The sequence below is a fragment of the Bradyrhizobium sp. P3_C3 genome (assembly GCF_056402655.1).
Genome location: NZ_JBFUGY010000033.1, coordinates 77,724 through 102,964, shown reverse-complemented (window position 1 = coordinate 102,964; position 25,241 = coordinate 77,724). Strand labels below are relative to the sequence as shown.

The following is a 25,241-nucleotide window of genomic DNA, read 5'->3' as shown; positions in this document are numbered from 1 at the left end:
GGTCGAGACCACCTTCGCTACTCTCAAACGCCGCATGCGGCTGACCTGCATTCGCTACGTCGGTCTGATCAAGGCGACCGGGCAAGTCGTGCTCGCCTCGATCGCCTTCAACATGAGGCGGTGGGCCACGATCGCCGCGTGAGTCGCCCTCCGAGGGCGACAACTACAGATCTTGGCAGGCAATTGCCGGGACCAGGGCATTCGCTCCTGACGTCTTCAGCCTCAAGAGCCCATAACGCAACAGGCCCACAGGGGGAGAGGGCAAGACGGCATCTTACGTAAACAACGTCGGCTGCTGCCGTGCAGCGCGCTCCTGCGCTTCCACGACCGCAACGGCCGTCATGTTGAGGATGCCTCGCGCCGTCACCGACGGCGTGAGGATATGGGCGGGGCGTGCCGGGCCGATCAGGATCGGGCCGACGGGGAGCGCATCCGCCAACGACTTGATCATCTGATAGGCGACGTTGGCGGTGTCGAGGCTCGGCATGATCATGATGTTGGCCTCGCCCTCCAGCTTCGAGTGCGGCAGCACCATTTTCCGCGCAGCAGCTGAAAGTGCCGTGTCGCCCTGCATCTCGCCGTCGGCCTCGATCTCCGGATGCTTCTCCTTCAACAGCTGGGTCGCCCGGCGCATCTTGCGCGAGGACTCGGTGTCGTAGCTGCCGAAATCCGAGTGCGAGACGAAGGCGATCTTAGGCTTGATGTTGAAGCGCTGGACGTGGACCGCCGCCAGCGAGGCGATCTCGGCGAGCTCCTCGGCGCTCGGATTGGGCCGAACTTGGGTGTCGGCGATGAAGAAGGCGCCCTTGCTGGTGATCAGCAGCGCCAGCGCCGCATAGTCGATGATCCCCGCGGAGAAGCCGATGATCTCGCGGACATGGCGGAGGTGGTGCATGTAGCGGCCTTCGACGCCGCAGAGCATGGCATCCGCCTCCCCGCGCATGACCGCGAGCGCGGCGATCACCGTGTTGTTGGTGCGCACCACCGTACGCGCCGCATCCGGCGTCACGCCGCGGCGGCCGGCAACCTCGACATAGGACTGCACATAGGAGCGATAGCGCGGATCGTCCTCGGGATTGACGAGGTCGAAATCCTTGCCTGCCTTGATCGACAGGCCGAAGCGCTTGATGCGCGCCTCGACGACCGACGGACGCCCGACCAGGATCGGCGTCGCCAGCTTCTCCTCCAGCACCACTTGCGTGGCACGCAGCACGCGCTCGTCCTCGCCTTCGGCGTAGATCACGCGCACCGGCTGGGTCTTGGCCTTGGCGAACATCGGCTTCATGACGAGGCCGGAGCGGAAGGCGAAGCGCTCGAGCAGCGCGGTGTATTCGTCAAAGTTGGTGATGGGGCGCGTCGCGACGCCCGACTCCATCGCCGCCTTGGCGACGGCGGGCGCGATGCGCAGAATCAACCTGGGATCAAAGGGGCTCGGGATCAGCGAGCCCGGGCCGAAGCCCTGCGTTTCGCCGGTGTCAAAGCCTTGCGCGACCGCATCCGACGGCGCCTCGCGCGCGAGCTGCGCGATGGCCTCGACGGCAGCGTGCTTCATCTCCTCGTTGATGGCGCTGGCGCCAACGTCGAGCGCGCCGCGGAAGATGAACGGAAAGCACAGGACGTTGTTGACCTGGTTCGGATAGTCGGAGCGGCCGGTGCAGATCATGGCGTCGGGGCGCACCTTCCGCGCCTCCTCCGGCATGATCTCCGGGGTCGGGTTGGCGAGCGCCATGATCAGGGGCTTGTCGCCCATCGCCTTGGCCATCTCCGGCTTGAGCACCCCTGGTGCCGACAGCCCGATGAAGATGTCGGCGCCGCCGATGACGTCGCCCAGCGTGCGCTTGTCGGTCTTCTGCGCGTAGACCGCCTTCCAGCGATCCATCGTGGTGTTGCGGCCTTCATGCACGAGACCGTCGATGTCGCAGACCCAGATGTTCTTGCGCTGCGCGCCCATCGACACCAGAAGGTTGAGCGTCGCGATCGCGGCGGCGCCTGCCCCCGACGCGACGATCTTGACGTCGGACAGCTTCTTGCCGTTCAGCCTGAGACCATTGGTGATGGCGGCGGCGACGATGATGGCGGTGCCGTGCTGGTCGTCATGAAAGACCGGGATCTTCATGCGCTCCTTCAGCTGCGCCTCGATCTCAAAACATTCCGGTCCGCGGATGTCCTCGAGATTGATGCCGCCGAAGGTCGGCTCGAGGGCCGCCACGGTCTCGACCACGCGCTCGATGGTGTCGGCGGCGATCTCGATGTCGAACACGTCGATGCCGGCGAATTTCTTGAACAGGACGGCCTTGCCCTCCATCACCGGCTTGGAGGCCAGCGGGCCGATATTGCCGAGGCCGAGCACCGCGGTGCCGTTGGAGACCACCGCGACCAGATTGGCGCGGGTGGTAAGCGTGGCGGCCTCCGCCGGGTTCTTGGCGATCTCGGTACAGGCGGCGGCAACGCCCGGAGAATAGGCAAGCGCGAGGTCGCGCTGGTTGGCGAGCGGCTTGCTCGCCTGGATCTCGAGCTTTCCGGGGCGCGGCAGACGGTGATAGGCCAGCGCCGCCTGGTGGAGATCATCAGAATAAGACGACATGCGGTGTCTCGCCTCGCGTTACCGGCTTCAAAATGCCTCATCCGGAGCCGCCGCCCTAGCGGACGGTATTTCCGGGTCATGGAAACGGGATGAAGCACGGCGGGCGCCCCGGTGGCAACATCCGATTACGGCCCCATCAACAGGGCGCATGGTCAAATACCTGATAGCGCTAGCTTTCCCTAGACCGCGCGGCATTTCCCGAATATGGCAGGTTGCGCAGTGCAAAACGGGCAACTGGAGCTGGGAATGAAGCGGATCCTGATCGGCCTGATCGTGGCAGCCGTGCTTGCCGCGGGCGGATGGTTCGGCTTCAACCTCTACGTCCAGCATCGGGCCACCGCCGAGGTCGAGGCGGCGTTCGAGCAGATGCGCCAACAGGGCGGCAAGGCGAGCCACGGCAAGATCACGTTCGAGCTCGCGACCCGGACGCTGACGATCGAGGATATCGCGGTCACTCCCGGCACCCTGCCGCAGGCGCAGATCAAGATCGCCGGCATCAAAGGGACGGGTGTTCGCCTGGTCGACGATATCAGGTTTTCGGCCGACAGCATCGACATCACCGGTGTTGAGGTCGCACTGGACCAGGCTCCCCCTGCAAAACTGAAAGTCTCCTACAAGATCCCGCAATTGACGATGCGCGACTACGCCGGTCCCGTTCACGCCGCAGCTGCGCCAGCGGACAACTCCCTGATCGAGATGTACCGCTATGCGCTCAGCCTGTACACGGGCGTCACGGCCTCGTCGCTTACGGCCCCGACACTGACGATGAGCTTCGATTCCGGCAACGCTGCCGCCGGCAGCGGCGAGTTCACCTATACCGGGCTGGCGATCCAGAACCTCAAGCACGGCAAGATCGATGCGATGAAGGCCGACCGCGCCGTCATCTCGGTCGAGGTGAAGCAGCCAGGCAAGCCGGACAAGCTGACAGGCGAGCTGTCGAACATCATCGTCAACGATTTCGATGCCACCGCGATCCTCGCGGCGCTCGATCCGCAGACGAGCGGCGACGACAACTATCGCCGGGTCTACCGGCAAGTCTCGGCAGGCCCGTACACGCTCAAATCGGCACAGGCGATGCGCGTCGATATCGACGGCTTCGCCATCGAGGACATCGCCGTGCAGCCGTCGAAATTCCGGCTGGCCGACGTGCTCGCCGCGCTGCCGCAGGATCAATCGGCGCCCCAGACGCCGGCGCAGGCGCGCGACCTGCTGGAGAAGCTCGCCGGGGTCTACGAGGGTGTTCGCATCGGCAAGGCCGAGATGGGCAAGATTTCGATCGGGACGCCGCAGGGAACAGCCAAGATCAATGCGGTCAGGTACCGCGAGGGCGAGTTCGCCGTCGAGGGCGTCGATACGCCGTCGCCGCAAGGGCAGTTCAAGATGGAGCGCTTCGCGCTCAACTCGTTCAGCATTACGAACCTGATGCGTTGGGCCGCTGGCCTTAGCAATCCCGGGCAGGCGCCCTCGCCCGACCAGATGCTGGGCCTGTTCCGGGTGCTCGAAGGTGCCGAGATCAAGGGCGTGGTCTCGCCCTACAAGAACACGCGGCAGCTCGTCACCATCGACACGATCAGCCTCAACTGGGGCCAGCTGGTCGGATCGATCCCGAGCAAGGCCAATCTGGTCGTGAAGATGGTCACGCCGACTGATCCCTCCAATCCGGCGCAGCGGCCGCTGATCATGGCGGGCGTGGACAAGCTGGCGATCGACCTCGATCTCGGCGCCGCCTGGACGGAGTCCTCGGGCGCGTTTGCGCTTGCGCCCGCCACCATTGATCTCGGCAACCTCGCCAAGGCGCAGGCCCGCTTCGCGCTCACCAACGTGCCGCGCGGTCTGTTCACGACCGACCCGGCGCAGGCCATGGGCCAGGCCGCGCAGGTCGAGACCGGTACGATCGAGCTCTCCTTGCGCGACAGCGGCGTCGTCGATCTTGTCGTGGCGCAGTTCTCGCGCATGCAGAATGTCAGCCGCGACGCCGCCCGCAGTACCATCGCCGAGATGATCCGCGCGCAGGGCGAGAAGGTCACGGCCGCCAATCTCGATGCCAAAGCGGCAGTCGATGCACTCGCCGGCTTCGTCGAGACCTCAGGTCAGACGCTCACCATCAAGCTCACGCCGCTCGGCAAGGTGCCGGTGCTTCAGCTCGTGGACGCGCTGAACAGCGAGCCGATCGTCGCGCTGGCACAGTTCAGGATCGAGGCGTCGACGGGGCTGTAGGGGCGAGCGGTGGTGCGCTCCCTCGCCCCGTTCTTACGGGGAGAGGGTTGGGGTAAGGGGCTGCTTCCGCGAAGAAGGTAACAAAGTGACTCGTGGAGAGTCCCCCTCACCCGCCTCGCATCTTCGATGCGATGCGGCCTCTCCCCGCACGCGGGGAGAGGCGAAGAGGGATCACTTCTGCGGCAGGTTCACCCGCACATGCAGCTCGCGGAGCTGCTTGGTGCTGGGTTCGGACGGTGCACCCATCAGCAGATCCATGGCCTGCTGGTTCATCGGGAACAGCGAGATCTCGCGCAGATTGTTGGTGCCGCACAGAAGCATCACGATGCGGTCGACGCCCGCGGCCATGCCGCCATGCGGCGGCGCGCCGTATTGGAAGGCGCGGTACATGCCGCCGAAGCGGTCGACCACTTCCTGCTCGCCGTAACCCGCGATCTCGAACGCCTTCACCATCGCTTCCGGCACGTGGTTGCGGATGCCGCCCGAAGCGATCTCGTAGCCGTTGCAGGTGATGTCGTACTGGAACGCCTTGATGGTCAGCGGGTCCTGGCCCTTCAACGCGTCGAGACCGCCCTGCGGCATCGAGAACGGGTTGTGCGAGAAGTCGACCTTCTTGTCGTCCTCGTTGTACTCGTACATCGGGAAATCGACGATCCAGGCGAGCTCGAACCGCTCCTTGTCGGTGAGGTTCAATTCCTCGCCGACCTTGTTGCGGGCAAGGCCGGAGAATTTCCAGAACTTGTCGGGGTCGCCGGCGACGAAGAAGGCGGCATCGCCTTCCTTGACGCCGATCTGCGCGCGGATCGCAGCCGTACGCTCTGGCCCGATGTTGTTCGCGAGCGGACCGGCACCCTCGCCGCCCTCGCGCCACATGATGTAGCCGAGACCGGGCTGGCCTTCGCCCTGCGCCCACGAGTTCATGCGGTCGCAGAAGGCGCGGCTGCCGCCGCCCGGTGCCGGGATCGCCCAGACCTGGTTCTTGGGGTCTTCGAGCATGCGCGCGAACACCTTGAAACCGGAGCCGCGGAAATGCTCGGAGACGTCCTGCATCTCGATCGGGTTGCGCAGGTCCGGCTTGTCGCTGCCGTATTTGCGCAGCGCTTCGGCGAACGGGATGCGGCGCCAGTTCTTGCTCACCGGCTTGCCCTTGGCGAACTCCTCGAACACGCCGGTGATGACCGGCTCCATCGCCGCGAAGACGTCTTCCTGCGTGACGAAGCTCATCTCGACGTCGAGCTGGTAGAACTCGCCCGGCAGACGGTCGGCGCGCGGATCCTCGTCGCGGAAGCAGGGCGCGATCTGGAAATAGCGGTCGAAGCCCGACATCATCAACAGCTGCTTGTACTGCTGCGGTGCCTGCGGCAGCGCATAGAACTTGCCGGGGTGGATGCGCGACGGCACCAGGAAGTCACGCGCGCCTTCCGGCGAGGACGCGGTCAGAATCGGGGTGTTGAACTCGAAGAAGCCCTGCCCCTCCATCCGCCGACGCATCGACTTGATGATGTCGACGCGCGTCATGATGTTCTGGTGCAGCTTCTCGCGACGCAAATCGAGGAAGCGATACTTCAGGCGGATGTCTTCGGGATATTCCTGATCGCCGAACACCGGCAGCGGCAGGTCGCCGGACGGACCGAGCACCTCGATCTCGCTGACATAGATCTCGATCTTGCCGGTCGGCAGATCGTCATTGTCGGTCCCCTCGGGGCGGCGGCGGACCTTGCCGTCCATCTTGACCACGAATTCCGAGCGCAGCTTTTCGGCCAGCGCGAACGCCGGCGAGTCCGGATCAACCACGCACTGGGTCAGGCCGTAATGGTCGCGCAGGTCGATGAACAGCACGCCGCCATGGTCGCGAACGCGATGGACCCAGCCCGAGAGGCGAACTGTTTCGCCGATGTTGCTCTCGCGGAGCGCGCCGCATGTATGTGACCGGTAGCGATGCATGGTCGTCCCAAAATCAATGTCGGAGGGGTCGAATCGGACGGCCTGAAACGACCGGTCCGAAGTTGCGGCAGGGTTTACCCGACGAGGCCGGAGGCGGCAACCAAGGGAACGGGCTGTTTTGGGGCCGAAGCGCCCATTTTTGGCCGATTGGGCCTCAAGCCTTTGCCATCAGGCGTTCCCCGCCTATCTTTACCTCCATGACCGTCCATTTCCCCTTCCAGAACTCGTATTCGGCACTGCCGGACAGCTTCTTTGCCCGGGTCGCGCCGACTCCTGTGGCCGCCCCCCGGCTGATCAAGCTGAACCGCCCGCTGGCGGTCCAGCTCGGGCTCGACCCGGACCTGCTGGAGACCCCTGAGGGTGCCGAAATCCTGGCCGGCAAGACGGTTCCCGTCGGCGCCGATCCCATCGCCATGGCCTATGCCGGCCACCAGTTCGGGCAATTCGTGCCCCAGCTCGGCGACGGCCGGGCGATCCTGCTCGGCGAGGTCATCGACAGAGACGGCACCCGCCGCGACATCCAGCTCAAGGGCTCGGGCCCCACCCCGTTCTCCCGCCGCGGCGACGGCCGCGCCGCGCTCGGGCCGGTGCTGCGCGAATACATCGTCAGCGAAGCCATGTTCGCGCTGGGCATCCCGACCACGCGCTCGCTCGCCGCGGTCGTCACCGGCGAGCACGTCATCCGCGAGACCGCGCTGCCCGGCGCCGTGCTGACGCGCGTCGCCGCGAGCCACATCCGCGTCGGCACCTTCCAGTTCTTCGCCGTCCGCCGCGACACCGGCGCGATCCGCCGGCTCGCCGATCACGTCATCGCCCGCCACTATCCGGATCTGCTCCAGGCAGAGCGCCCCTATCACGCCCTGCTCGCCGGCGTCGTCGCGCGTCAGGCCGATCTCATCGCGCGCTGGCTGCTGGTCGGCTTCATCCACGGCGTGATGAACACCGACAACAGCTCCATCTCCGGCGAGACCATCGATTACGGCCCCTGCGCCTTCATGGACGCCTACAACCCCGCGCAGGTGTTTTCGTCGATCGACGAGATGGGCCGCTACGCCTATGCCAACCAGCCACGCATCGCGCTGTGGAATCTGACCCGGCTCGCCGAATGCCTTTTGCCGCTGTTCTCCGACGACCAGGAAAAGGCAGTCGCCGAAGCCCAGGACATTCTTGGCGCCTTCGCCGAGACGTTCAGCAACGCCTATCAAGCAGGCCTGCGCAAGAAGGTCGGCCTGTTCACGGAACGCGACGGCGACGAGGCGCTGATCCAGGACCTGCTGGACGCCATGGCCAAGAACCAGGCCGACTTCACCCTCACCTTCCGCAAGCTCGGTGACGCCGCAGGCAACGAGGCGGGAATCGCCGACGTCCGCGCGCAGTTCATGGGCCCCTCAACCTTCGACGACTGGGCCAAACGCTGGCGCGAGCGCACCGCGCTGGAGCCGCAGGCCGCAGCCGAGCGGCAAGCCGCCATGCACGCCGCCAATCCGATCTTCATCCCCCGCAACCACCGCGTCGAGGCAGTGATCCAGGCCGCGGTAAACAACGACGACTACGCGCCGTTCGAGGAGCTGGTGAAGGTGCTGGCGAAGCCGTTCGAGGAGCAGCCGGACTATGCCGCCTACGCCGATCCGCCGCTGCCGGACCAGCGGGTGCTGCAGACGTTCTGCGGGACGTGAACCTGATCTGGAGTGCAAAATTACCCAGCTCCCTACTCTGACCGAAGAAGGGATGGAAGCGATCAAGTCGCGGTACGACCAACAACGGCGTCCCTCTGACCGGCGGTTCGGGGCAGAGCAGCTCAGGTAAGGCGAGGGTTTCTGACGGCGCCGTGACGCAAGCCAGCATAGCGATGCCGTGTCCTGGCTATGCTGTTGATGACGTCCTCACCACCCCCAACACCAACATTGGAAACACCAGCTCCGGATTTCACGTGGACCGTTGCAACGATCAATCCTCGGGCGGATCGAACGTCAGCAGCAACATTTTTCTTCAAAGGAACTTCAATCCCTGATCGCAAACACGTTGTGACCGAAGATCGATAGGCCAAGCGTTTCGGAAAATGCGCGCGGGAAGAAGCGATAATCCTTTAGGCTGAGTGGGAAGAACCGGAAGCGTTGCGGCCGCGGCAGGTTGGCTGCTGTGAAAATGAAATCGATATCCCGCGCCGAGAAGTAATTGATGTGATCTGGCGGGATCCACAGATGCCGTTTTCGAAACTGCGGGAAAATCGCCCGCACGTCATGCACATTTGGGGTGATGACGATCACGAGGCCGCCGGGCCGCAATGACCTCGCCGCCACTTCAACCATCTGTCGCGGCTCGGCGACGTGCTCGATGACGTTGTCAATCACGATCGCATCGGCCGTATCGCCGCCGCGGTAAATTTCTTGAATTATCGGTACGCCCGCACGGATACCAAAGTCGGAAAGCCCGCGTGCCGGCTCGTAGCCCTGATAGACTACGGGATCGTCGCGCAACAGGTAACCGACCTCGCCACGCCCGCAGCCGATCTCGAGTACCCGTTGACCGGACTTGAGGTGCGCGAGGATTAGCCGCCTGATCTGGTGATGTCGCGGCCGGAATGCCCAGTCGATCTTCTCGATCTCGACGTGGTTGGCTGTGTCCGCCGGCGGATCAGCAACGAAGACATGCTCGCAGCCGCCGCACTGTACGATAGAGAAGTCATCACCCCTGCGGCTGATCGTAAGTTTTGGATGAAATTCAGTGTTGCCGCAAAGGGCACAGCAATCTCTAGGCGAGCGTTCCATTTTCCTGGCTCCAACGGCAGCTCTATACCTCCTGCAACCCATCGGTGTAAAGACATGGCGGCGCACTGTTAGCGAGCCACCCTGACAGCCAGGATGGCCCCATGGCCGATCTTCTCGTCTCATTCCCGTGGGTTGTCGTTCTGCTGGTGCTCTGTTCGTGCTCGGCGCTGCGCCGATCGTCGCCATGGTGCAGCCGGAAGGGCTCTGCCACACGTCCTACTTCGCCACCTTCCTGCCCCCACCGAACGACGCCGCGTCGAACTTCTGCGGATCGACGGGATCGTAGCGGGACCACTCCATGTCGGGCACATTGGCGTACCGCTCGGCCCAGGCATTGTTCGTCGTCGTCGTTCCGGGCGCGACGGGGCGGATCTCAAAATGCAGCACCTTGTTCGGGCCGATCTCGCCGATCGTGTCCTTCGCCTTGACGTTCGCGCCCACCGCAAGCGCCTCTCCCTTCGGCCCGACGATGCGGCCAAGCTGGACGTAGCGCGTGTAGACGACGCCGCCATTGGGATAGGTGTGCTTGAGCACGACATAGCGGCCGCAACCGCCGATCACGGGCAGGTCGGCCGGCGCCTGCTCGCTGGTCTCGATCTTGACGACGACGCCGTCCGCCATCGCCGCCACCGGGCCGACTGCCTTGTCGGAGGTGAAATCGACACCGGGATGCTCGTCCTGGGTCCAGCATCCACAGGAGGTCATCGTCTTGTCTGCAGGCTTGTCGGCGCGCGGAAAGCTGCGCGGGGTGAGGAATTCATTGACCAGCAGTCCCGGCCCTTCGGGGGACGTGAAGGCATGGATCGCATAGAGCGAGAGCTTGTCCCCAACCGGCACCTCCGCCGGCAAGAAGCCGTAGACCACATCCTGGATGAAGACCTTCAGCTCGCGCCCCTTGGCGGAGCGGACCGTGATGCAGTTGGTCGCCTGCAAGGCGTCGGCGTCGGTCTTGGGCATGCCGCTCATGATCAGCGATCGCTTGAGCGCGCCACTTGCGCACGGCTCCCCGTGGGAGGCCAGCGTGACGTCGAGCTTCAGCGGCGACATCGGGTAGACGTCGAGGCCGGTGGCCGGTCGCCGCCGTGCCAGGAACTCGTCGAGATCGGTCTCCTTGTAACGGGCGAAATTGAATTCGGCGCGCGCCGCATCGGGGACGGCGGAGAGGACGACAAGCAGCAGGGAGACGGCAAGCAAACCCAGCTTGGGGAGGCCACGCGGCGGCAACATTTGGAGGTCTCGTGATGCAAATTCGGTGAGCAGTATGAGCAAACCACGACCGCATCTTCGCGGCAAGGTAGACCGCATCTTGCGCCTCAATCGTGAGAGGTCATTCGACCCCAGAGTACGCTCGCCCGGTCGTCCCAAGCATGTCCACATCTTCCACGCGCCGCAGGAACCGCTGTCATCAAACTGAAACACTGGCGCTCTAACGGCCTGTCAGGGACGTCCTGCCGGAGGCGCCCATCCTCCAACAGTCCTGACGCGCCATGCCCTTCAAATTCATCCACATCACCGACACGCATCTCGCGAACCCCGGACTGAAGCTCTATGGCCTCGATCCGCGCGCCCGGCTGGACGCGGCGGTTGCCGACATCAACAAGCACCAGTCCGATGCTGCCTTCGCGGTCGTGACCGGCGACCTCACCCATTGGGGCGAGCCTGAATCCTACGCCAATTTCGCCGAGGCGATGGCCGCGCTGAAAATCCCTTATATCGCCATGGTCGGCAATCACGATAAGCGCGTGGCCTGCCTCGACGGCCTGAAGGCCGCGCCGCGCGACCCGAACGGCTTCGTCCAGGGCACCCGCACCACCGAGCACGGCCTGTTCGTCTTCCTCGACACGCTGGACGAGACCAGCCACGCCGGCGAGATGTGCGCCAAGCGCCTCGGCTGGCTCGCAAGCACGCTGGCGGCCGCGCCCGCCGACATGCCGTTCGTCGTCTTCATGCATCATCCGCCCTTCCCGGTCGGCGTCCACGCGATGGACGAGATCGCACTGGCGCAGAGCGCCGAATTCGCCGAGGTGATCGCGCCCTATCGCGCACGCATCCGCCATCTCTTCTTCGGCCACGTGCACCGGCCGATCTTCGGCAGCTACGGCAAGATCCCGTTCTCGACGCTCCGCGGCACCAACCACCAGGTCTGGTTCGAGCTTGACGCTGCCGCGACCGACCATCTCGCCAGCCATGAGCCGCCGGCCTATGGCGTGGTGCTGATCGACGGCGAGAACCTGGTCGTGCACAGCCACGACTTCCTCGACACCAGTCTGCGCTTCCCCTTCGAGCCACCGGCGGGAATGGACGGCCGCGACTATGCGCTCAAGTTCGCGGCGCGGTGAAATGAGCCTCGCTGAACCCGCGGCTCTTCCGGTCGCGGCATCGGCGGCACCGCGTCTGCGCGTCCTGAAGCGGTTTCTTGGCCGATTCAAAGCCTCGCTGCCCGCCTACCTTTTGCTTCTGCCATCGCTGGTCTTCCTCGCACTGTTCACCTATGGCGCGATGGGCCGCGTGCTGATCGACGCGCTCTACCAGCGCGCCACGCCGAAGGCACCGGTCCGCTTCGTCGGCCTCGACAATATAGCCGCGGTGCTAGCCGACCCCGCCTTCACCGGTGCGGTCGTCAACAATCTCGTCTACGCCATCGGCACGGCGATCCCGAGCATCGGACTTGCACTGCTGTTCGCGCTGGCGCTGTCGCGCACCAATGCGGTGAGCAGCGCGCTGCGCGCCGCGCTGTTCCTGCCGGTGCTGATCCCGATGGTCGCGGCCTCCGCGCTGTTCCTGTTTATCTTCCTGCCCAATGTCGGCCTGCTCGACTATTACATCGGCCGCCTGCTTCCGGTGGTGCCGAACTGGCTCGGCGACCCCGACATCGCACTTTATGCGATCATGGTGATCACCATCTGGAAGAACGCCGGCTACTACATGCTGTTCTTCCTCGCCGGCCTCCAGGCCGTGCCCGAGGATGTCATGGAAGCCGCGCATCTCGACGGTGCCGGCCCGTTCATGCGGCTGCGCTACATCATCCTGCCGGAGCTCAAGCCCACCTTCCTGTTCGTCATCGTCATCGCCACGCTCAACGCGGTCACGCAGGTCGACCACGTCTTCGTCATGACCAAGGGCGGACCGTCGAACTCGACCAATCTCGTGTTGTTCTACATCTACCAGCAGGCGGTCGAGCATTACGACATCGGCAAGGCCTCGGCGGCAACGCTGCTGACGCTTGCGGCGCTGATGGGCCTCACCGCGCTCTCCTTCCGGACGATGGCCAATCGTGAGGGCGGAGCATGACGCTGATCGACTGGCTGCTTAGGGACGCCCCGCTCGCCACGCGCCGCGAGATCACGCCAAAGCTCGGCTTTCTGCTGACCGTGCTGCTCGCGATCGTTTGGCTGATCCCGTTCCTGTGGATGGGCGTGGCGACGCTCCGCCCGGCGTCCGACGGCATCAACGTGATGGCCGAGCTGATCCCGAGCCTCAAGCCCACGCTCGACAATGTCAGGGATGCCTGGGAGATCGGCGATTTCCCGCGCTACACCCTCAACACCACGATCATCTGCACCGGCATCCTGCTGGTGCAGTTCGTCACGATCACGCTGGCCGGCTTTGCCTTTGCGCGGCTCGAATTCGCCGGCAAGACGCTGATCTTCTATTTGTTCCTGATGCAGCTGATGCTGGTGCCGGTGCTGCTGATCGTGCCGAATTTGAGCCTGGTGGCGCAGTTCGGGCTCTACGACACGCTCGCCGGCGTGATGATGCCGTTCTTCGCCTCGGCCTTTGGCACCTTCCTGATGCGACAGGCTTTTGAAGCCATTCCGACCGAGCTGGAAGACGCCGCCCTGATCGACGGCGCCAGCCTTCTCCAGCGCATCCGCCACATCTACGTGCCGCTGTCGATGCCGAGCTTCTCCGCCTTCGCCATCATCTCCGTCACCAGCCATTGGAACGACTTCCTGTGGCCGCTGATGGTGATCAATTCGCCGGACAAGCGGCCGCTCACGGTCGGTCTGTCCGTCTTCACCGCGACCGCCGAAGGGACGCAGGCCTGGGGCACGATTGCCGCCGGCACGCTGATGGTGATCGCACCGCTGCTCATCACCTTCCTGATCTTCCAGAAGCGCTTTATCAGTTCTTTCGTCACCTCAGGCATCAAATAGGAGAGTTTTCGATGCTGTTTACCCGCAGGCTCATGCTTGGCCTTGCCATGGCAGGCTCTATGGCCGGCGCCCTCGCCGTCCCGGCGATGGCCGAAGGTCCGACCGAGATCGACCTGTTCTTCCCCGTTCCCGTCGACGGCAAGCTCGCCCGCGACATGGGCACGTTGATCAAGGAGTTCAACGAGACCCATCCCGCCATCAAGGCGACCGCGGTCTACACCGGCTCCTATGACGACACGCTGATCAAGACACGTGCGTCGATCAAGGCCGGCAAGCCGCCGGCTGCCGTGATCATGTCGGCGAACTTCCTGCTCGACATGCAGATCGAGAACGAGCTCACCAATCTCGACGGCCTGATCACCGCCGACGGCACCACCAAGGACCAGTTCCTCGGTCAGTTCTTCCCGGCGCTGCAGGGCAACGCAGTGATCAACCGCTCAGTCTACGGCGTGCCCTTCCACAATTCGACACCGCTGCTCTACATTAACGCCGACAAGGCCAAGGAAGCGGGCCTTGATCCCAGCAAGCCGCCGCAGACCTGGGCCGAGCTCACCGACTGGGCCAAGAAGCTCACCAAGCGCGAAGGCGACAAGGTGACCCAATGGGGCATCGCGATCCCCTGCGCCTATGACTATTGCGGCTGGATGATGGAAACGCTCACCATGACCAATGGCGGGCGCTACTACAACGAGGAGTTCGGCGGCGAGGTCTATTACGACACGCCCTCGATGCTCGGCGCGCTGACCTGGTGGAACGACCTTGTCTACAAGCACAAGGTTCACGCCCCCGGCGCCACGCCCGGTCCGGCCGTCAGCACCTCCTTCATCTCCGGCAACGCCGCGATGATGATGCTCTCGACGGGCTCGCTGACCTATGTGCGCGACAACGCCAAGTTCAACTACAAGGTCGCCTTTATCCCGCGCAACGTCCGCAACGCCGTGCCGATCGGCGGCGCCTCGCTGATCGTTCCGGCCGGTCTCGAAGCCGACAAGCAGAAGGCCGCCTGGACGTTGATCAAGTGGATGACCTCGCCTGAGAAGAGCGCCTGGTGGAGCCGCGCCACCGGCTATTTCGCGCCCAACATGGCCGCCTACAAGACGCCTGACATGGTCGACTTCCTCAACAAGAACCCGGACGCCAAGACCGCCGTCGAGCAGCTCGACGTCGCAAAACCCTGGTTCGCGACCTACAAGACCGTGCCGGTCCGCAAGACGCTGGAGGACGAGGTCATGCTGGTCCTCAACGGCAAGAAGCAGCCGAAGGAAGCACTGGTCGCCGCCCAGAAGGCCGCCGACGAGACGCTGAAGCCTTACAACGCGGAGACCTCGCTGAAGCTGCCGTAAGGCCAACGATCAGCCAAACAACCTCGGCGCTCCACGGTGTGGGGCGCCGAAATCATTTCAGGGGCCGTGATTGCGTCAGTTGCGCCTGCCATCGAGCCTGAACACCATCTGCGTCGGACGCACGAACCGCAATGCGACCAGCAGCACCGCCATGACGGTGCACATGTAGATCACAGCCATCGCATCGATCGAATAGACCGGCCGCACACCGCCAGCAAAGACGTTGTAATAGAGCGCCACGACCAGGGTCTGCGATCCCCCGCCCGCAAGCAGAAACGCCAGCTCGAAGTTCGAGATCGTATTTACGAGAACCAGCAGGCCCGCTGTCAAAATGCCGGGCAGCATCAGCGGCAACAGGATGCGGCGGAATATCTGCAGCCGGCTCGCGCCGAGCATCTGCGCCGACCATTCAAGGTTCAAGCTGATCTGCTCGAAGAACGGCAACAGGATGAAGACGGCAAGAGGAACCATCGGGACGAGCACGGCGAGAATGACGCCAATGACCGTCCCGCCAACACCAAACCCATAAAGCGTCGTGGCAAGCGGAATGCCGTAGGTCATCTGCGGGATCAGCAGCGGCAGGAAGTAGAGCAGCAGCAGGACCGGCTTGGCGTTGAAATTCCGCCGCGCCAGCACGTAGGCGGCCGGAAATCCGATCGCGAGCGCGATGAACACCACGGCCAGCGCGATGAACAGCGTGATGAAGAGCACATGGGAGAGCTCGAACTCCCGCCAGGCGTAGGTAAACCAATCCGTCGTGAACGCCGGCGGCAACGGCTTGCCGAACCAGCGTTTTGCGAACGAGCTGACCACGACATGCGTCACGATGCCGAGCAGGTTCAGGATGAACCCCAGCAGGAACAGGTAGATCGCCAATTTCCACATCCGTCCGCGCATCTGCTTCCCCTCAGCGTTTGCCGACGCCCATGGTTGTTGCAATCGTCATGCGGCGGCGCACCAGCACGATGACCACCAGCGCCGCGAGCTGGCAGAGCCCCATGATGACCGCGATCGCGGATGCGTAGGACATGTCATATTGCTCGAAGGCCTGCTGGTAGGCCGCGATCGAGATCGTCCGCGTCGAACCGGCCGGCTGGCCAACCATCACCGCGGATGGAAACACGGCAAAGCTCATCACGAAGACGAGGGCAAACGCGATGATCAGGCCCGGTGCGATCAACGGGAACATGACGCGCCGGAAGATGGTCCAGGGACCGGCGCCCAGCATGCGTGCGGAGCTTTCCAGGCTCGGGTCGATGCCGGAGATGTAACCGAGCAACATCAGGAAGCAGAACGGAAAGTTCTGCATGAACAGCGAGAAGGTGACGCCGATCGAATTATGCGTCAGCTCGAGCGGATTCTGGATCAATCCGACCGCAAGCAGCAACTGGTTGAGCCAGCCATTGTGGCCGTAGAAGCCGAGGATCCCTTCCGACAGGAAGACGACACCGAGCGAGATCGGAAGCACGAGAATGGTCGTGATGGTGCGCTCGAACCAGATGCCGCGCCGCATGCCGTATGCGAGGAACAGCGCAACCAACACGACCGCGACCGTCGTCGGCAACGCCAACATGAAGGTCGTCTTGATCGTATTGTACTGGTAGGCGTCGTTGAAGAACGCGACATAGTTCGAGAATATCCCGGCGTCGCGCTTCTTCGGCTGCAAGCTGATGTAGATCCCGTAGAGGAACGGGTAGACGAACATCGCGAGCACGTAGAGCAGCGACGGCGCAAGACAGAGGATCGCGACGAGGTCCAGTTCGCTGCGAGAATCAGAGCGGATGCGAGCCACGATCTGTCCCCTCACTCGCGACGCAGCAGGACGAATTTGTCCGCCGGCAAGGTCAGATCCAGCATCTCGCCCAATACGAGCTTCTCGTGCGAGCGGACCCAGAGCCTTGCGTCGCCATTGAGCGCGATCTCGGCCTCCTGCTCGCGTCCGAGATACTCGACCAGCTCGACCTTGCCGCGCAGCACATTGACGCCATCACCAGACTTGCCGAGACGCACATCTTCCGGCCGGATGGCCAGAACGGCGTGCTCGCCCGGGCGGAAGCTATCCCTGGCCCTGGCCTGCAGGATTTGCCCCTTGAAACCGGCTTCGATCATACCGCCCGCTTCCTTGCCGAGCGTCACATCGAGGAAATTTCGGAAGCCCATGAAATCCGCCACGAAGACGTTCTTGGGACGGTCGTGGATTTCCTGCGGCGTCCCGACCTGCATGAGCACACCTTCGCGCAGCACGACGATGCGGTCGGAGAGCGAGAGAGCTTCGGCCTGGTCGTGGGTGACGTAGATGGAGGTCAGGCCGAGCTGTGCGTGCAGCTGCTTGATCTCGGCGCGCATCTCGACGCGGAGCTTTGCGTCAAGGTTGGACAACGGCTCGTCGAACAGCATCAACCGAGGGTGCAGCACAAGCGCGCGCGCGATGGCGACACGCTGCTGCTGTCCGCCCGAGAGCTGACCGGGATAGCGGTCTTCATAACCGGCAAGACGTACCAGACCGAGCATGCCCCGCACGCGCTGCTCGATTTCCGCAGACGGCCGCTTCTGGAGAGAGAGGCCGAAGGCGACGTTGCCGAACACAGTCAGATGCGGAAACAGCGCGTAGTTCTGGAACACCATGCCGAACCCGCGCTTTTCGGGCGAGACATCGTCAATCCGTCGTCCATTGAGATGGATCTCGCCGTCGCTCGGCGGCACGAGGCCCGCGATGATGCCGAGCGCCGTAGACTTTCCGCAGCCGCTCGGCCCCAGGAAGGTGACGAACTCGCGGCCGCCGACCTCCAGCGGAAAGTGGTCGAGCACCACCTTGCCGCCATAACGCTTGGTGATCGACATCTGCAGCTTATCGATAGAGTCGGCCATTCCCCGCCCCGCATACGCGCGCGAGGGCCGCACCTGCGCGCCCTCGCATCTTGGTCCCGGTTCTTGTTATTTCTTGACCTGATCGGCGCCGACCTCACGGTCCCACCGTTCCATCGCGTAGCTCAGCTCGGTCACGCCCAGCGGAGGCGATACTTTCCATTTGGTCCCGATCTGATCATATTCAGGACGCCAGAATTCCTTCACCTCGTCCTGGATTTCCTTGGGCGCCGATGCGAGGGCTGCGGCCTTCACGACCGGCCCGATGAAGGCTTTCCAGGTGAGCGCCTGCTGCTCCGGCTTCCACATGAACTTCATGAGGTCGACGATGACATCGACCTGTTCCTGCGGCACGCCCTTCGGGATGCACCAATAGTGACCGTCCACCACGAACGTGGTGTTCTCCAAGATTGCGATCTTCGAGTCCGGCGGGATTACGCTCTGCGCGCGCGGCTTCATGTCCCATTCCATGATCCCGGCGATCATCCAGCGCTGCCCCTGGGCGAATTCCTTCAACGTGATCGCGGTACCGGTCGGATAATATTCGACGGACTTGCCGAGCTCTTTCAGGAAATCCCAGCTCTTGTCCCAGCCCTTTTCGGGGTCGAGCGGCTTGGAGTCCCCGAGAATGAAGGCAAAGCCCTGGAGGATCGCGCGGCCCGGCCCGCTGTTCGCCGGACGCGCATACATGAATTTGCCCGGGTTCGCCTTCACCCAAGTCAGCAATTCCTGCGCGGTCTTCGGCGGGCTCGGCACCTTCGCCGGATTGTAGATCAGCACCGGTCCACCGGCATTGCCGACTGACGGAATGAGGACGCCCTTGCCCTCGTCGTAAAGCGCCTTGCCCGCATCGGTGAGGCCGTCGCGCGGAAAGCTCTTCTGATAATCGGGGATGGCGATGAGCTGGCCGTTCTGGGCCAGCAGTGCGCCGCCATCCTGCCCGGTCAGCACCAGATTGATATCGAGGCGTCCGGCGTCCTGCTGCGCCTTGATCTTGGCCGGAAGCTCCGGCGCGGGCGCGCGTTGGATTCTGATCTCGCTGACCTTGTCCGGATTCGCCTTCTTGTAGTTCTCGATGATGGTCTGCACCGAGGCCAGGTCACCGCCGGTATCGATGATCGAAAGACTGATCGGAGCGGCAAGGGCTCCGCTGCATAGACACGCCCCCAGCAGGACGGCGACCATTGGGGTTGCTGACCTCGGTTTCATTCTCGCCTCCCACGCGCTTTATTTTTTGCGCAACTTGTTATTTATTTGTAAGGCAAGCATCGACGAAATCTTCGCTGGTTGTCAAGCGGTCTGTTCTGTAGCTGTTTTGAGCTGGCGGCCGAGCGCCTTGTGCACGGACTGAAATGTCAAAAACTTGTTTGGAAGCCGAACGCAAAACCGGACGGAGCCGGACTTGAAAAAGCCTGCGATGAAATCCGCGGAGTTGCCGCTGTCGTCCTCGACGGGACGATTGAGCGACCGGATCTACGACCATGTGCTGGGTCAGATCGCGATCGGCATCCTTCCCGTGAACTGCCGGTTACCGCCCGAGAATGGCCTTGCCGAACTCCTGGGCGTTTCGCGGCCCGTCGTTCGCGAGGCGCTGACGCGATTGCGCGACGACGGGCTGATTGCATCACGCCAGGGCGCGGGCTGGTTCGTGACCCGGCGTCCGGCCGCCAATGCCTTCGACTTCGCGCCTGTCAGTAGCATCCCCGACATCCAGCGCTGCTTCGTGTTCCGGATGGCCGTCGAGGGCGATGCCGCGGCCCTCGCCGCCCGCAACCGGGACAGGCAAAGCCTGCGCCGCATTCAGCAGGTGCTGACCAGGCTGGATACGATGGTCGCCCAAGGGCGCGAGGGCGGCCTTGGTGTCGAGGAAGATCTCCTCTTCCACCGCACGATTGCGGAGGCGAGCGGCAACCGGTTCTTTGTCGAGACGCTGACCTCGTTGAGGGAGCAGATCGCCATTGGCGTCAATCTCAACCGCAACCTGTCGCTCATTCAGCCGCGCGGCCGCATTCTCAGGGGACAGCAGGAGCATCGCCGCGTGTTCGAGGCCATCGAGGCACAAGACGAGGACGGCGCCCGCCGCGCCATGCGCACGCATGTCGAAAATGCCCGCAAGAGAATATTCGAGGGGGGCTGATCGCCGCGACGTGAGCCACGCGCCGCGCGCGGTTAGATCGTCACAACGATCTTGCCGAACTGATTGTTCGACTCCAGGAAGCGATGCGCCTCGACGATCTCCTCGAACGGGAACGTTCTGGCGATCACCGGCTTCAAGCTGCCGTCTGACAACCCGTCGAGGATGAACGCCTTTGCTTTCGCAAGGCGCACGGGATCGCGGATGATCTCGTGCACGAGGTAGCCGCGCAGGACCAGGCTCTTGGTCAACACGTTGAAGAGCGGGAACGGCGTCGGCGCGGGGCTCAGCCCACCATACTCGATCAGGATTCCGCCCCGTGACATCGCCGCGGTCAGCGGCTCGAATGCGGGACCGCCGACGGCGTCAAACACCACGCGGACGCCGCTCGCACCGGCGATCACTGCCAGCCGCGCTTCGATGTCCTCCTCGTCCAAGGCGATCACGTGGGCGGCGCCGGCCTCGCGCAAGGCGCGCTGCTTGGCCGAGGTCCGCGTCAGGGCGACCGGGAAAGCGCCGATCCGGTTCGCGATCTGGATGGCCGCAAGCCCGACACTGCTCGATGCCGCCGTGATGGCGACGACGTCCCCTCGCCCAAGTCCGGCGATGTCGACCAGCGCGCCGTAGGCCGTCAGATACTGCATCCACACCGCGGCCGCCGCCTCGAAGCCAAGCTCGGGCGGATGCTTCACGACGAGCTCGGCCGGAAACGTCGCGAGCTCGGCATAGGCCGGCCATCGCACCATCGACAGCGGCGGCACGATGCTGACCGCCTCTCCCGGTGCAAAGCCGGCCACGCCTTCGCCGATGGCCTCGACGATACCTCCCGCCTCCAGACCAAGGCCGGACGGAAATGTCGCGGTCTCGATATAGGTGCCCGTCCGCAACAGCGCCTCCGCACGGTTGAGACCGAGCGCCCTGACCCGGATCTGCACCTCGCCCTTTGCCGGCGGTGGAACGTCGACGGTCTCGATGCACAGCACTTCGGGACCGCCATGCCGGTGAAAGCGAACGACGCGGGTCATGGATACACTCCAAAACAATTGAACTGAATGGAGCTATGCCGATCCCACCGAAGTGGATAAATGGCCCGAATACGCGAACAGTCGAAACCAGGAGTTTTCAATCATGGACCGCCTGACCAGCATGGCCGTATTCGTCCGGGCCGTCGATCTCGGTTCGTTCGCGGCCGCGGCCGACGCCCTGGAGATGTCGGGGCCGATGGTCGGCAAGCATGTGCGCTTCCTCGAAGAACGTCTCGGCGTCCGCCTCCTCAACCGCACCACGCGGCGCCAGAGCCTGACCGAGGCTGGCCAGGCCTACTACGAGCGCTGCCGCGCGGTACTCAGCGAGGCCGAAGCCGCCGACGCCGTCGTGGCCGATGAACTCTCCGCGCCGCGCGGCAGGCTGCGCGTGACCATGCCTGCCCTGCTCGGACGGCACTGCATCGCCCCTCTGTTGATGAAGCTCGCGCGAAAATATCCGCATCTCGAGCTCGACCTCTCCTTCGGCGATCCCATCGCTGACATCATCGAGGCCGGCTACGATCTTGCGATCCGGACCGGCGATCTCGACGACCAGTCCGGTCTGATCACGCGGCGCATCGCAAGCCAGCGCATGGTGGTGTGCGGCGCGCGGTCCTATTTACGCGCCAACGGCAAACCAAAATCGCTCGACGATCTCGCCGCGCATCAGGCGATCATCTATCGCCGCTCTGGACGCGTCCGGCCATGGCTGTTTCCACAAGCCGACCAGCCGGCACGCGAGATCATGCCGTCAGGCAGGCTGAGGCTCGACGATATGGAGGCGATCGCGGACGCCGCCGCACAGGGCATGGGGCTCGCCTGGCTGCCTTATTGGCTGGTCCGCGAGCGTCTCAACAGCGGCGCGCTGGTCGGCCTCCTCGAAGGCCAGCCCGAATTCCTCTACGACTGCCACGCGCTGTGGCCCCGTTCGCCCCGGATTCCGCCAAAAGTGCGTGCCGCCGTGGACGCGCTCGCCGCCTTGCCGAAGCTCATGGGGTGATGGTCGAGCCCGCCCCCGTTAACTCCCCGTCCACCATCCGGCTTGCCGGGCGGCCGGTAACCACGAGCATTAACAGACCCTCAACGTACCCCCGACAAATCTATCAATGTTTCTGGAGATTTCGCCGTGGATCTGTTGGTTTTCGAGTTCCTGGGGCTGGCGCTGGTCGCCATGTGCGTGGTCGTGGTGGCGCTGCCCTGCGCGCGCAAATCCTCGCACCGGATCCGTTACGAATAGGAATTTCGTCGGAAAGAGACGATTCCGGCCCGATGCAATGCTCGAATTCGCTTAGAGCCCCTTGACATCACAGCGCTTTCGGCAGAACGGCTGATACCAAGTGTCATGGGCCGTTCATGGATTTGATTACCACCACCGCTGACCTCGCGGCTGCCTGCAGCCGGCTGGCCAAGCACCCCGTTATTACAGTCGATACCGAGTTCCTGCGCGAAACCACCTACTACCCGCTGCTGTGCGTGGTGCAGATGGCCAGCCCCGAGGAAGCGATCGTCATCGACACCCTGGCCGAGGGGATCGACCTCAAGCCGTTCTTCGACCTGATGGGCAACGAGGGCGTGCTGAAGGTATTCCATGCCGCCCGCCAGGACATCGAGATCATCTGGCACCAGGCCAACATCATCCCGCACCCGGTGTTCGACACCCAGGTCGCGGCCATGGTGCTCGGCTACGGCGACAGCATCGCCTATGACGCGCTGGTCGAGAAGGTCACGGGCCACCGGCCCGACAAGACCCACCGCTTCACCGACTGGTCGCGCCGGCCGCTGACGAAAGAGCAGATGCACTACGCGGTGTCCGACGTCACGCACCTGCGCGACGTGTTCGCCGCGCTCGATGCCGATCTCAAGAAGCGGCGCCGCAGCGAATGGGTCTCCATCGAGATGGAGGTCCTGACCTCGCCCAGGACCTACGACTTCCATCCCGAGCGCGCCTGGGAACGGCTGAAGACGCGGGTCCGCAAGCCCAAGGATCTCGCGGTCCTGATGGAGGTCGCGGCCTGGCGCGAGCAGGAAGCGCAGAGCCGCGACGTGCCGCGCGGCCGCGTGCTGCGCGATGAAGCCATCAGCGACATCGCGACCCACGCGCCGAACACGCTGGAGAAGCTCGCCCATCTGCGCTCGGTGCCGAAGGGGTTCGAGAAATCCAAATGGGGCGCGGACATCGTCGCCGCGGTCGAGCGCGGGCTGGCGCGGGATTTTGCGACGCTGCCGAAGCTGGAGAAGCCGCGCAACAACAACAATGGCGCCGCCATCGTCGAGCTGTTGAAGGTCCTGCTGCGCATGACCGCGGAGCGCCACGCGGTCGCCAGCAAGGTGATCGCCACCGTCGACGATCTCGAAGAGATCGCAGCCGACGACGAGGCCGACGTCCCGGCCTTGCGCGGCTGGCGCCGCGAGTTGTTCGGCGACGCCGCCTTGAAGCTCAAGCGCGGCGAGCTGGCGCTCGCGATCGAGAAAGGCCGCGTGATCGGGGTCCAACGGGTGGAGCCGGTTAAACCGTCATCCTGAGGCGCGAGGCGTGAGCCTCGAAGGATGAGCGGCCCCCGCTGCGGCCAGTCGGCCGTCGCCCTTCGAGGCTCGCCGAAGAGGCGAGCACCTCAGGGTGACGGTGATAAATCGAGGCTCACTGCATCAACGCCGTCATTGCGAGCGAAGCGAAGCAATCCAGAATCTTTCCGCGGAGACGGTCTGGATTGCTTCGTCGCCAGCGCAAAATTGCTTCGCAATTTTGTTGCGGGCTCCTCGCAATGACGAGGAGAGAGCCTACGCCGGCGTCAGCTTCGCCACTTCCGGCTTCATGTCGTTCAGCACGCCCGTGATCGCCGCGACCAGCTCGTCGATCTGGGCCTTGGTGACGATCAGCGGCGGGCAGATGGCGATGGCATCCAGCATGTTGCGCGAGATCACGCCGCGCTCCTGGAGCATGCGGCTGGCGATGCCGCCGACGGCGCCGGGCGTGCTGGCGGCCGTCTTGCGTCCCTTGTCGAGCACGAGCTCGATCGCCGCGATCATGCCGACGCCGCGGACCTCGCCGACCAGCGGATCGCTGGTGAGCTCGCGCAGCTTGCCCTGCATGTAGCCGCCGAGCTCGGCGGCGTGCGCGACCAGGCCGCGCTCCTCGATGATCTTGAGGTTCTCCAGCGCAATGGCCGAGCCGACGGGATGGCCGCCCGCGGTGAAACCGTGGCCGAGCACGCCGATCTTGTTGCTCTCGTCCGCGATCGGCTCGAACATGCGATCGTTCAGGATGATCGCCGACAGCGGGAAATAGCTCGAGGTGATCTGCTTGGAGACCACCATCACGTCCGGCTTGATGCCGTAGGTCTCGCAGCCGAACATCTTGCCGGTGCGGCCGAAGCCGCAGATGACCTCATCTGCGACCAGCAGGATGTCGTACTTCTTCAGGACGGCCTGGATCTTCTCCCAATAAGTCGCCGGCGGCACGACGACGCCGCCCGCGCCCATCACCGGCTCGCCGAAGAAGGCCGCGATCGTATCCGGGCCTTCCTTCTGGATCAGCGTGTCGAGCTCCTCGGCCCGGCGCGTTGCGAACGCCTCCTCGCTCTCACCGGGCGCGCCGTCCTTGTAGAAATGCGGCGAGCCCGTGTGCAGGATGTTGGGCAGCGGCAGGTCGAACGAGCGGTGGTTGTTCGGCAGGCCGGTGAGGCTTGCCGAGGCAATGGTGACGCCGTGATAGGCGCGCATCCGGCTGATGATCTTCTTGCGCTGCGGCTGGCCGAGCGCGTTGGAGCGATAGGCGATCAGCTTGAGGACAGTGTCGTTGGCCTCCGAGCCGGAATTGGTGAAGAACACCTTGCTCATCGGCACCGGCGCGAGCGCCACCAGCTTCTCGGCAAGGTCGATCGAGGGCCCGTGCGATTTGGCGGAGAACGTATGGTAGAACGGCAGCGCCAGCATCTGCTTGTGCGCCGCCTCGACCAGCCGCTTCTCGTTGAAGCCGAGCCCGACGCTCCACAGGCCGGCCATGGCCTCGAAATAGCGCTTGCCCGACGCGTCGAACACGTAAGGACCCTCGCCGCGCTCGATCACCAGCGGACCGGTCTGCTGATGCGCGCGCGCATTGGTATAGGAATGGAGCTGGTAGGCCACATCCCGGGCCTCTTGCGAATTGGGCAGCATGGACATTGCGGGATTCCTCAACGGTGCGTCATTGCAGGTCATGACGCAG

General features: G+C 64.1%; 20 protein-coding genes. 10 read left to right on the top strand and 10 right to left on the bottom strand.

The genetic code is table 11. From position 1 onward, the window contains the following. A partial coding sequence (locus AC1DW2_RS31180; RefSeq protein WP_477007870.1) for a transposase occupies positions 1-142 on the top strand: 142 nt, incomplete at its 5' end. Between the two features lie 132 nt (positions 143-274). Here the strand turns inward: AC1DW2_RS31180 and AC1DW2_RS31175 are convergent. Then, entirely contained in the window at positions 275-2,584 is a 2,310-nt protein-coding gene (locus AC1DW2_RS31175) for an NADP-dependent malic enzyme (RefSeq protein ID WP_063983646.1), read from the bottom strand. A 246-nt stretch (positions 2,585-2,830) separates the two neighbouring features. On the opposite strand from AC1DW2_RS31175, the gene AC1DW2_RS31170 reads away from it, so the two are divergent. Beyond that, entirely contained in the window at positions 2,831-4,801 is a 1,971-nt protein-coding gene (locus AC1DW2_RS31170; RefSeq protein WP_477007868.1) for a hypothetical protein, read from the top strand. Between the two features lie 171 nt (positions 4,802-4,972). Here AC1DW2_RS31170 and aspS read toward each other — a convergent pair whose 3' ends face one another. Further along, positions 4,973-6,745, bottom strand: coding sequence for an aspartate--tRNA ligase (aspS, locus tag AC1DW2_RS31165; RefSeq protein ID WP_439036376.1), 1,773 nt, complete (start codon positions 6,743-6,745; stop codon positions 4,973-4,975). A 197-nt stretch (positions 6,746-6,942) separates the two neighbouring features. Between aspS and AC1DW2_RS31160 the strand changes: the two genes are divergently transcribed. Then, positions 6,943-8,421: a protein adenylyltransferase SelO gene (locus AC1DW2_RS31160; RefSeq protein WP_477007867.1), complete on the top strand. Its 1,479-nt coding sequence runs from the start codon at positions 6,943-6,945 to the stop codon at positions 8,419-8,421. Between the two features lie 324 nt (positions 8,422-8,745). On the opposite strand, the gene AC1DW2_RS31155 is transcribed toward AC1DW2_RS31160, so the two are convergent. Both AC1DW2_RS31155 and AC1DW2_RS31150 read right to left on the bottom strand, forming a co-directional pair. Continuing rightward, positions 8,746-9,513: a class I SAM-dependent methyltransferase gene (locus AC1DW2_RS31155; protein WP_063983649.1), complete on the bottom strand. Its 768-nt coding sequence runs from the start codon at positions 9,511-9,513 to the stop codon at positions 8,746-8,748. A gap of 216 nt (positions 9,514-9,729) precedes the next feature. Then, complete coding sequence (locus AC1DW2_RS31150) at positions 9,730-10,740, bottom strand: M23 family metallopeptidase (RefSeq protein WP_477007866.1); 1,011 nt, start codon at positions 10,738-10,740, stop codon at positions 9,730-9,732. Positions 10,741-11,000: 260 nt separating this feature from the next. Between AC1DW2_RS31150 and AC1DW2_RS31145 the strand changes: the two genes are divergently transcribed. The 4 genes from AC1DW2_RS31145 to AC1DW2_RS31130 are packed head-to-tail and all read left to right on the top strand — an operon-like array spanning position 11,001 to position 15,013. Continuing rightward, positions 11,001-11,852 carry a phosphodiesterase gene (locus tag AC1DW2_RS31145; protein WP_063983652.1) on the top strand — a complete coding sequence of 284 codons (852 nt, stop codon included), beginning with the start codon at positions 11,001-11,003 and terminating at the stop codon, positions 11,850-11,852. 1 nt (position 11,853) lies between these two features. After that, positions 11,854-12,804, top strand: a complete 951-nt coding sequence (locus AC1DW2_RS31140) for a carbohydrate ABC transporter permease (protein WP_063983653.1) — start codon at positions 11,854-11,856, stop codon at positions 12,802-12,804. Then, positions 12,801-13,670, top strand: coding sequence for a carbohydrate ABC transporter permease (locus AC1DW2_RS31135; RefSeq protein WP_063983654.1), 870 nt, complete (start codon positions 12,801-12,803; stop codon positions 13,668-13,670). Before AC1DW2_RS31140 ends, AC1DW2_RS31135 begins: the two co-directional genes overlap by 4 nt. Before the next feature lie 11 nt (positions 13,671-13,681). After that, positions 13,682-15,013 carry an ABC transporter substrate-binding protein gene (locus tag AC1DW2_RS31130; protein WP_231144906.1) on the top strand — a complete coding sequence of 444 codons (1,332 nt, stop codon included), beginning with the start codon at positions 13,682-13,684 and terminating at the stop codon, positions 15,011-15,013. A gap of 75 nt (positions 15,014-15,088) precedes the next feature. Here AC1DW2_RS31130 and AC1DW2_RS31125 read toward each other — a convergent pair whose 3' ends face one another. From AC1DW2_RS31125 to AC1DW2_RS31110, 4 genes are all read right to left on the bottom strand, one after another. Continuing rightward, complete coding sequence (locus AC1DW2_RS31125; protein ID WP_014495741.1) at positions 15,089-15,910, bottom strand: ABC transporter permease; 822 nt, start codon at positions 15,908-15,910, stop codon at positions 15,089-15,091. Between the two features lie 10 nt (positions 15,911-15,920). Continuing rightward, complete coding sequence (locus AC1DW2_RS31120) at positions 15,921-16,805, bottom strand: ABC transporter permease (protein ID WP_063983656.1); 885 nt, start codon at positions 16,803-16,805, stop codon at positions 15,921-15,923. 11 nt (positions 16,806-16,816) lie between these two features. After that, positions 16,817-17,881, bottom strand: coding sequence for an ABC transporter ATP-binding protein (locus AC1DW2_RS31115; RefSeq protein ID WP_063983657.1), 1,065 nt, complete (start codon positions 17,879-17,881; stop codon positions 16,817-16,819). A gap of 66 nt (positions 17,882-17,947) precedes the next feature. Continuing rightward, positions 17,948-19,087 (bottom strand): ABC transporter substrate-binding protein, encoded by a 1,140-nt coding sequence (locus tag AC1DW2_RS31110; protein WP_231144904.1) that lies wholly within the window; start codon positions 19,085-19,087, stop codon positions 17,948-17,950. Positions 19,088-19,280: 193 nt separating this feature from the next. On the opposite strand from AC1DW2_RS31110, the gene AC1DW2_RS31105 reads away from it, so the two are divergent. Next, the gene (locus AC1DW2_RS31105) at positions 19,281-20,015 is read left to right on the top strand and encodes a FadR/GntR family transcriptional regulator (RefSeq protein ID WP_199877100.1); all 735 of its coding nucleotides are present in this window, start codon (positions 19,281-19,283) and stop codon (positions 20,013-20,015) included. Positions 20,016-20,047: 32 nt separating this feature from the next. On the opposite strand, the gene AC1DW2_RS31100 is transcribed toward AC1DW2_RS31105, so the two are convergent. Continuing rightward, entirely contained in the window at positions 20,048-21,037 is a 990-nt protein-coding gene (locus AC1DW2_RS31100) for a zinc-dependent alcohol dehydrogenase family protein (RefSeq protein ID WP_063983658.1), read from the bottom strand. Between the two features lie 103 nt (positions 21,038-21,140). Here AC1DW2_RS31100 and AC1DW2_RS31095 point away from each other — a divergent pair, with 103 nt between their 5' ends. Next, positions 21,141-22,037 carry a LysR family transcriptional regulator gene (locus AC1DW2_RS31095; RefSeq protein WP_063983659.1) on the top strand — a complete coding sequence of 299 codons (897 nt, stop codon included), beginning with the start codon at positions 21,141-21,143 and terminating at the stop codon, positions 22,035-22,037. Between the two features lie 353 nt (positions 22,038-22,390). Continuing rightward, positions 22,391-23,560, top strand: a complete 1,170-nt coding sequence (rnd, locus tag AC1DW2_RS31090; protein WP_063983660.1) for a ribonuclease D — start codon at positions 22,391-22,393, stop codon at positions 23,558-23,560. Between the two features lie 255 nt (positions 23,561-23,815). Here rnd and AC1DW2_RS31085 read toward each other — a convergent pair whose 3' ends face one another. Next, positions 23,816-25,198 carry an aspartate aminotransferase family protein gene (locus AC1DW2_RS31085; protein WP_477007865.1) on the bottom strand — a complete coding sequence of 461 codons (1,383 nt, stop codon included), beginning with the start codon at positions 25,196-25,198 and terminating at the stop codon, positions 23,816-23,818. Positions 25,199-25,241: the final 43 nt, after the last annotated feature.

Excerpts from the sequence above, each read along its gene's own strand:
- AC1DW2_RS31155 (WP_063983649.1), bottom strand. The coding sequence starts at position 9,513 with ATGGAACGCTCGCCTAGAGATTGCTGTGCCCTTTGCGGCAACACTGAA.
- AC1DW2_RS31150 (WP_477007866.1), bottom strand. The coding sequence starts at position 10,740 with ATGTTGCCGCCGCGTGGCCTCCCCAAGCTGGGTTTGCTTGCCGTCTCC.
- AC1DW2_RS31095 (WP_063983659.1), top strand. The coding sequence starts at position 21,141 with ATGGACCGCCTGACCAGCATGGCCGTATTCGTCCGGGCCGTCGATCTC.
- aspS (WP_439036376.1), bottom strand. The coding sequence starts at position 6,745 with ATGCATCGCTACCGGTCACATACATGCGGCGCGCTCCGCGAGAGCAAC.
- AC1DW2_RS31160 (WP_477007867.1), top strand. The coding sequence starts at position 6,943 with ATGACCGTCCATTTCCCCTTCCAGAACTCGTATTCGGCACTGCCGGAC.
- AC1DW2_RS31125 (WP_014495741.1), bottom strand. The coding sequence starts at position 15,910 with ATGCGCGGACGGATGTGGAAATTGGCGATCTACCTGTTCCTGCTGGGG.
- AC1DW2_RS31170 (WP_477007868.1), top strand. The coding sequence starts at position 2,831 with ATGAAGCGGATCCTGATCGGCCTGATCGTGGCAGCCGTGCTTGCCGCG.
- rnd (WP_063983660.1), top strand. The coding sequence starts at position 22,391 with ATGGATTTGATTACCACCACCGCTGACCTCGCGGCTGCCTGCAGCCGG.
- AC1DW2_RS31100 (WP_063983658.1), bottom strand. The coding sequence starts at position 21,037 with ATGACCCGCGTCGTTCGCTTTCACCGGCATGGCGGTCCCGAAGTGCTG.
- AC1DW2_RS31115 (WP_063983657.1), bottom strand. The coding sequence starts at position 17,881 with ATGGCCGACTCTATCGATAAGCTGCAGATGTCGATCACCAAGCGTTAT.
- AC1DW2_RS31130 (WP_231144906.1), top strand. The coding sequence starts at position 13,682 with ATGCTGTTTACCCGCAGGCTCATGCTTGGCCTTGCCATGGCAGGCTCT.
- AC1DW2_RS31110 (WP_231144904.1), bottom strand. The coding sequence starts at position 19,087 with ATGAAACCGAGGTCAGCAACCCCAATGGTCGCCGTCCTGCTGGGGGCG.
- AC1DW2_RS31135 (WP_063983654.1), top strand. The coding sequence starts at position 12,801 with ATGACGCTGATCGACTGGCTGCTTAGGGACGCCCCGCTCGCCACGCGC.
- AC1DW2_RS31140 (WP_063983653.1), top strand. The coding sequence starts at position 11,854 with ATGAGCCTCGCTGAACCCGCGGCTCTTCCGGTCGCGGCATCGGCGGCA.
- AC1DW2_RS31175 (WP_063983646.1), bottom strand. The coding sequence starts at position 2,584 with ATGTCGTCTTATTCTGATGATCTCCACCAGGCGGCGCTGGCCTATCAC.
- AC1DW2_RS31085 (WP_477007865.1), bottom strand. The coding sequence starts at position 25,198 with ATGTCCATGCTGCCCAATTCGCAAGAGGCCCGGGATGTGGCCTACCAG.
- AC1DW2_RS31145 (WP_063983652.1), top strand. The coding sequence starts at position 11,001 with ATGCCCTTCAAATTCATCCACATCACCGACACGCATCTCGCGAACCCC.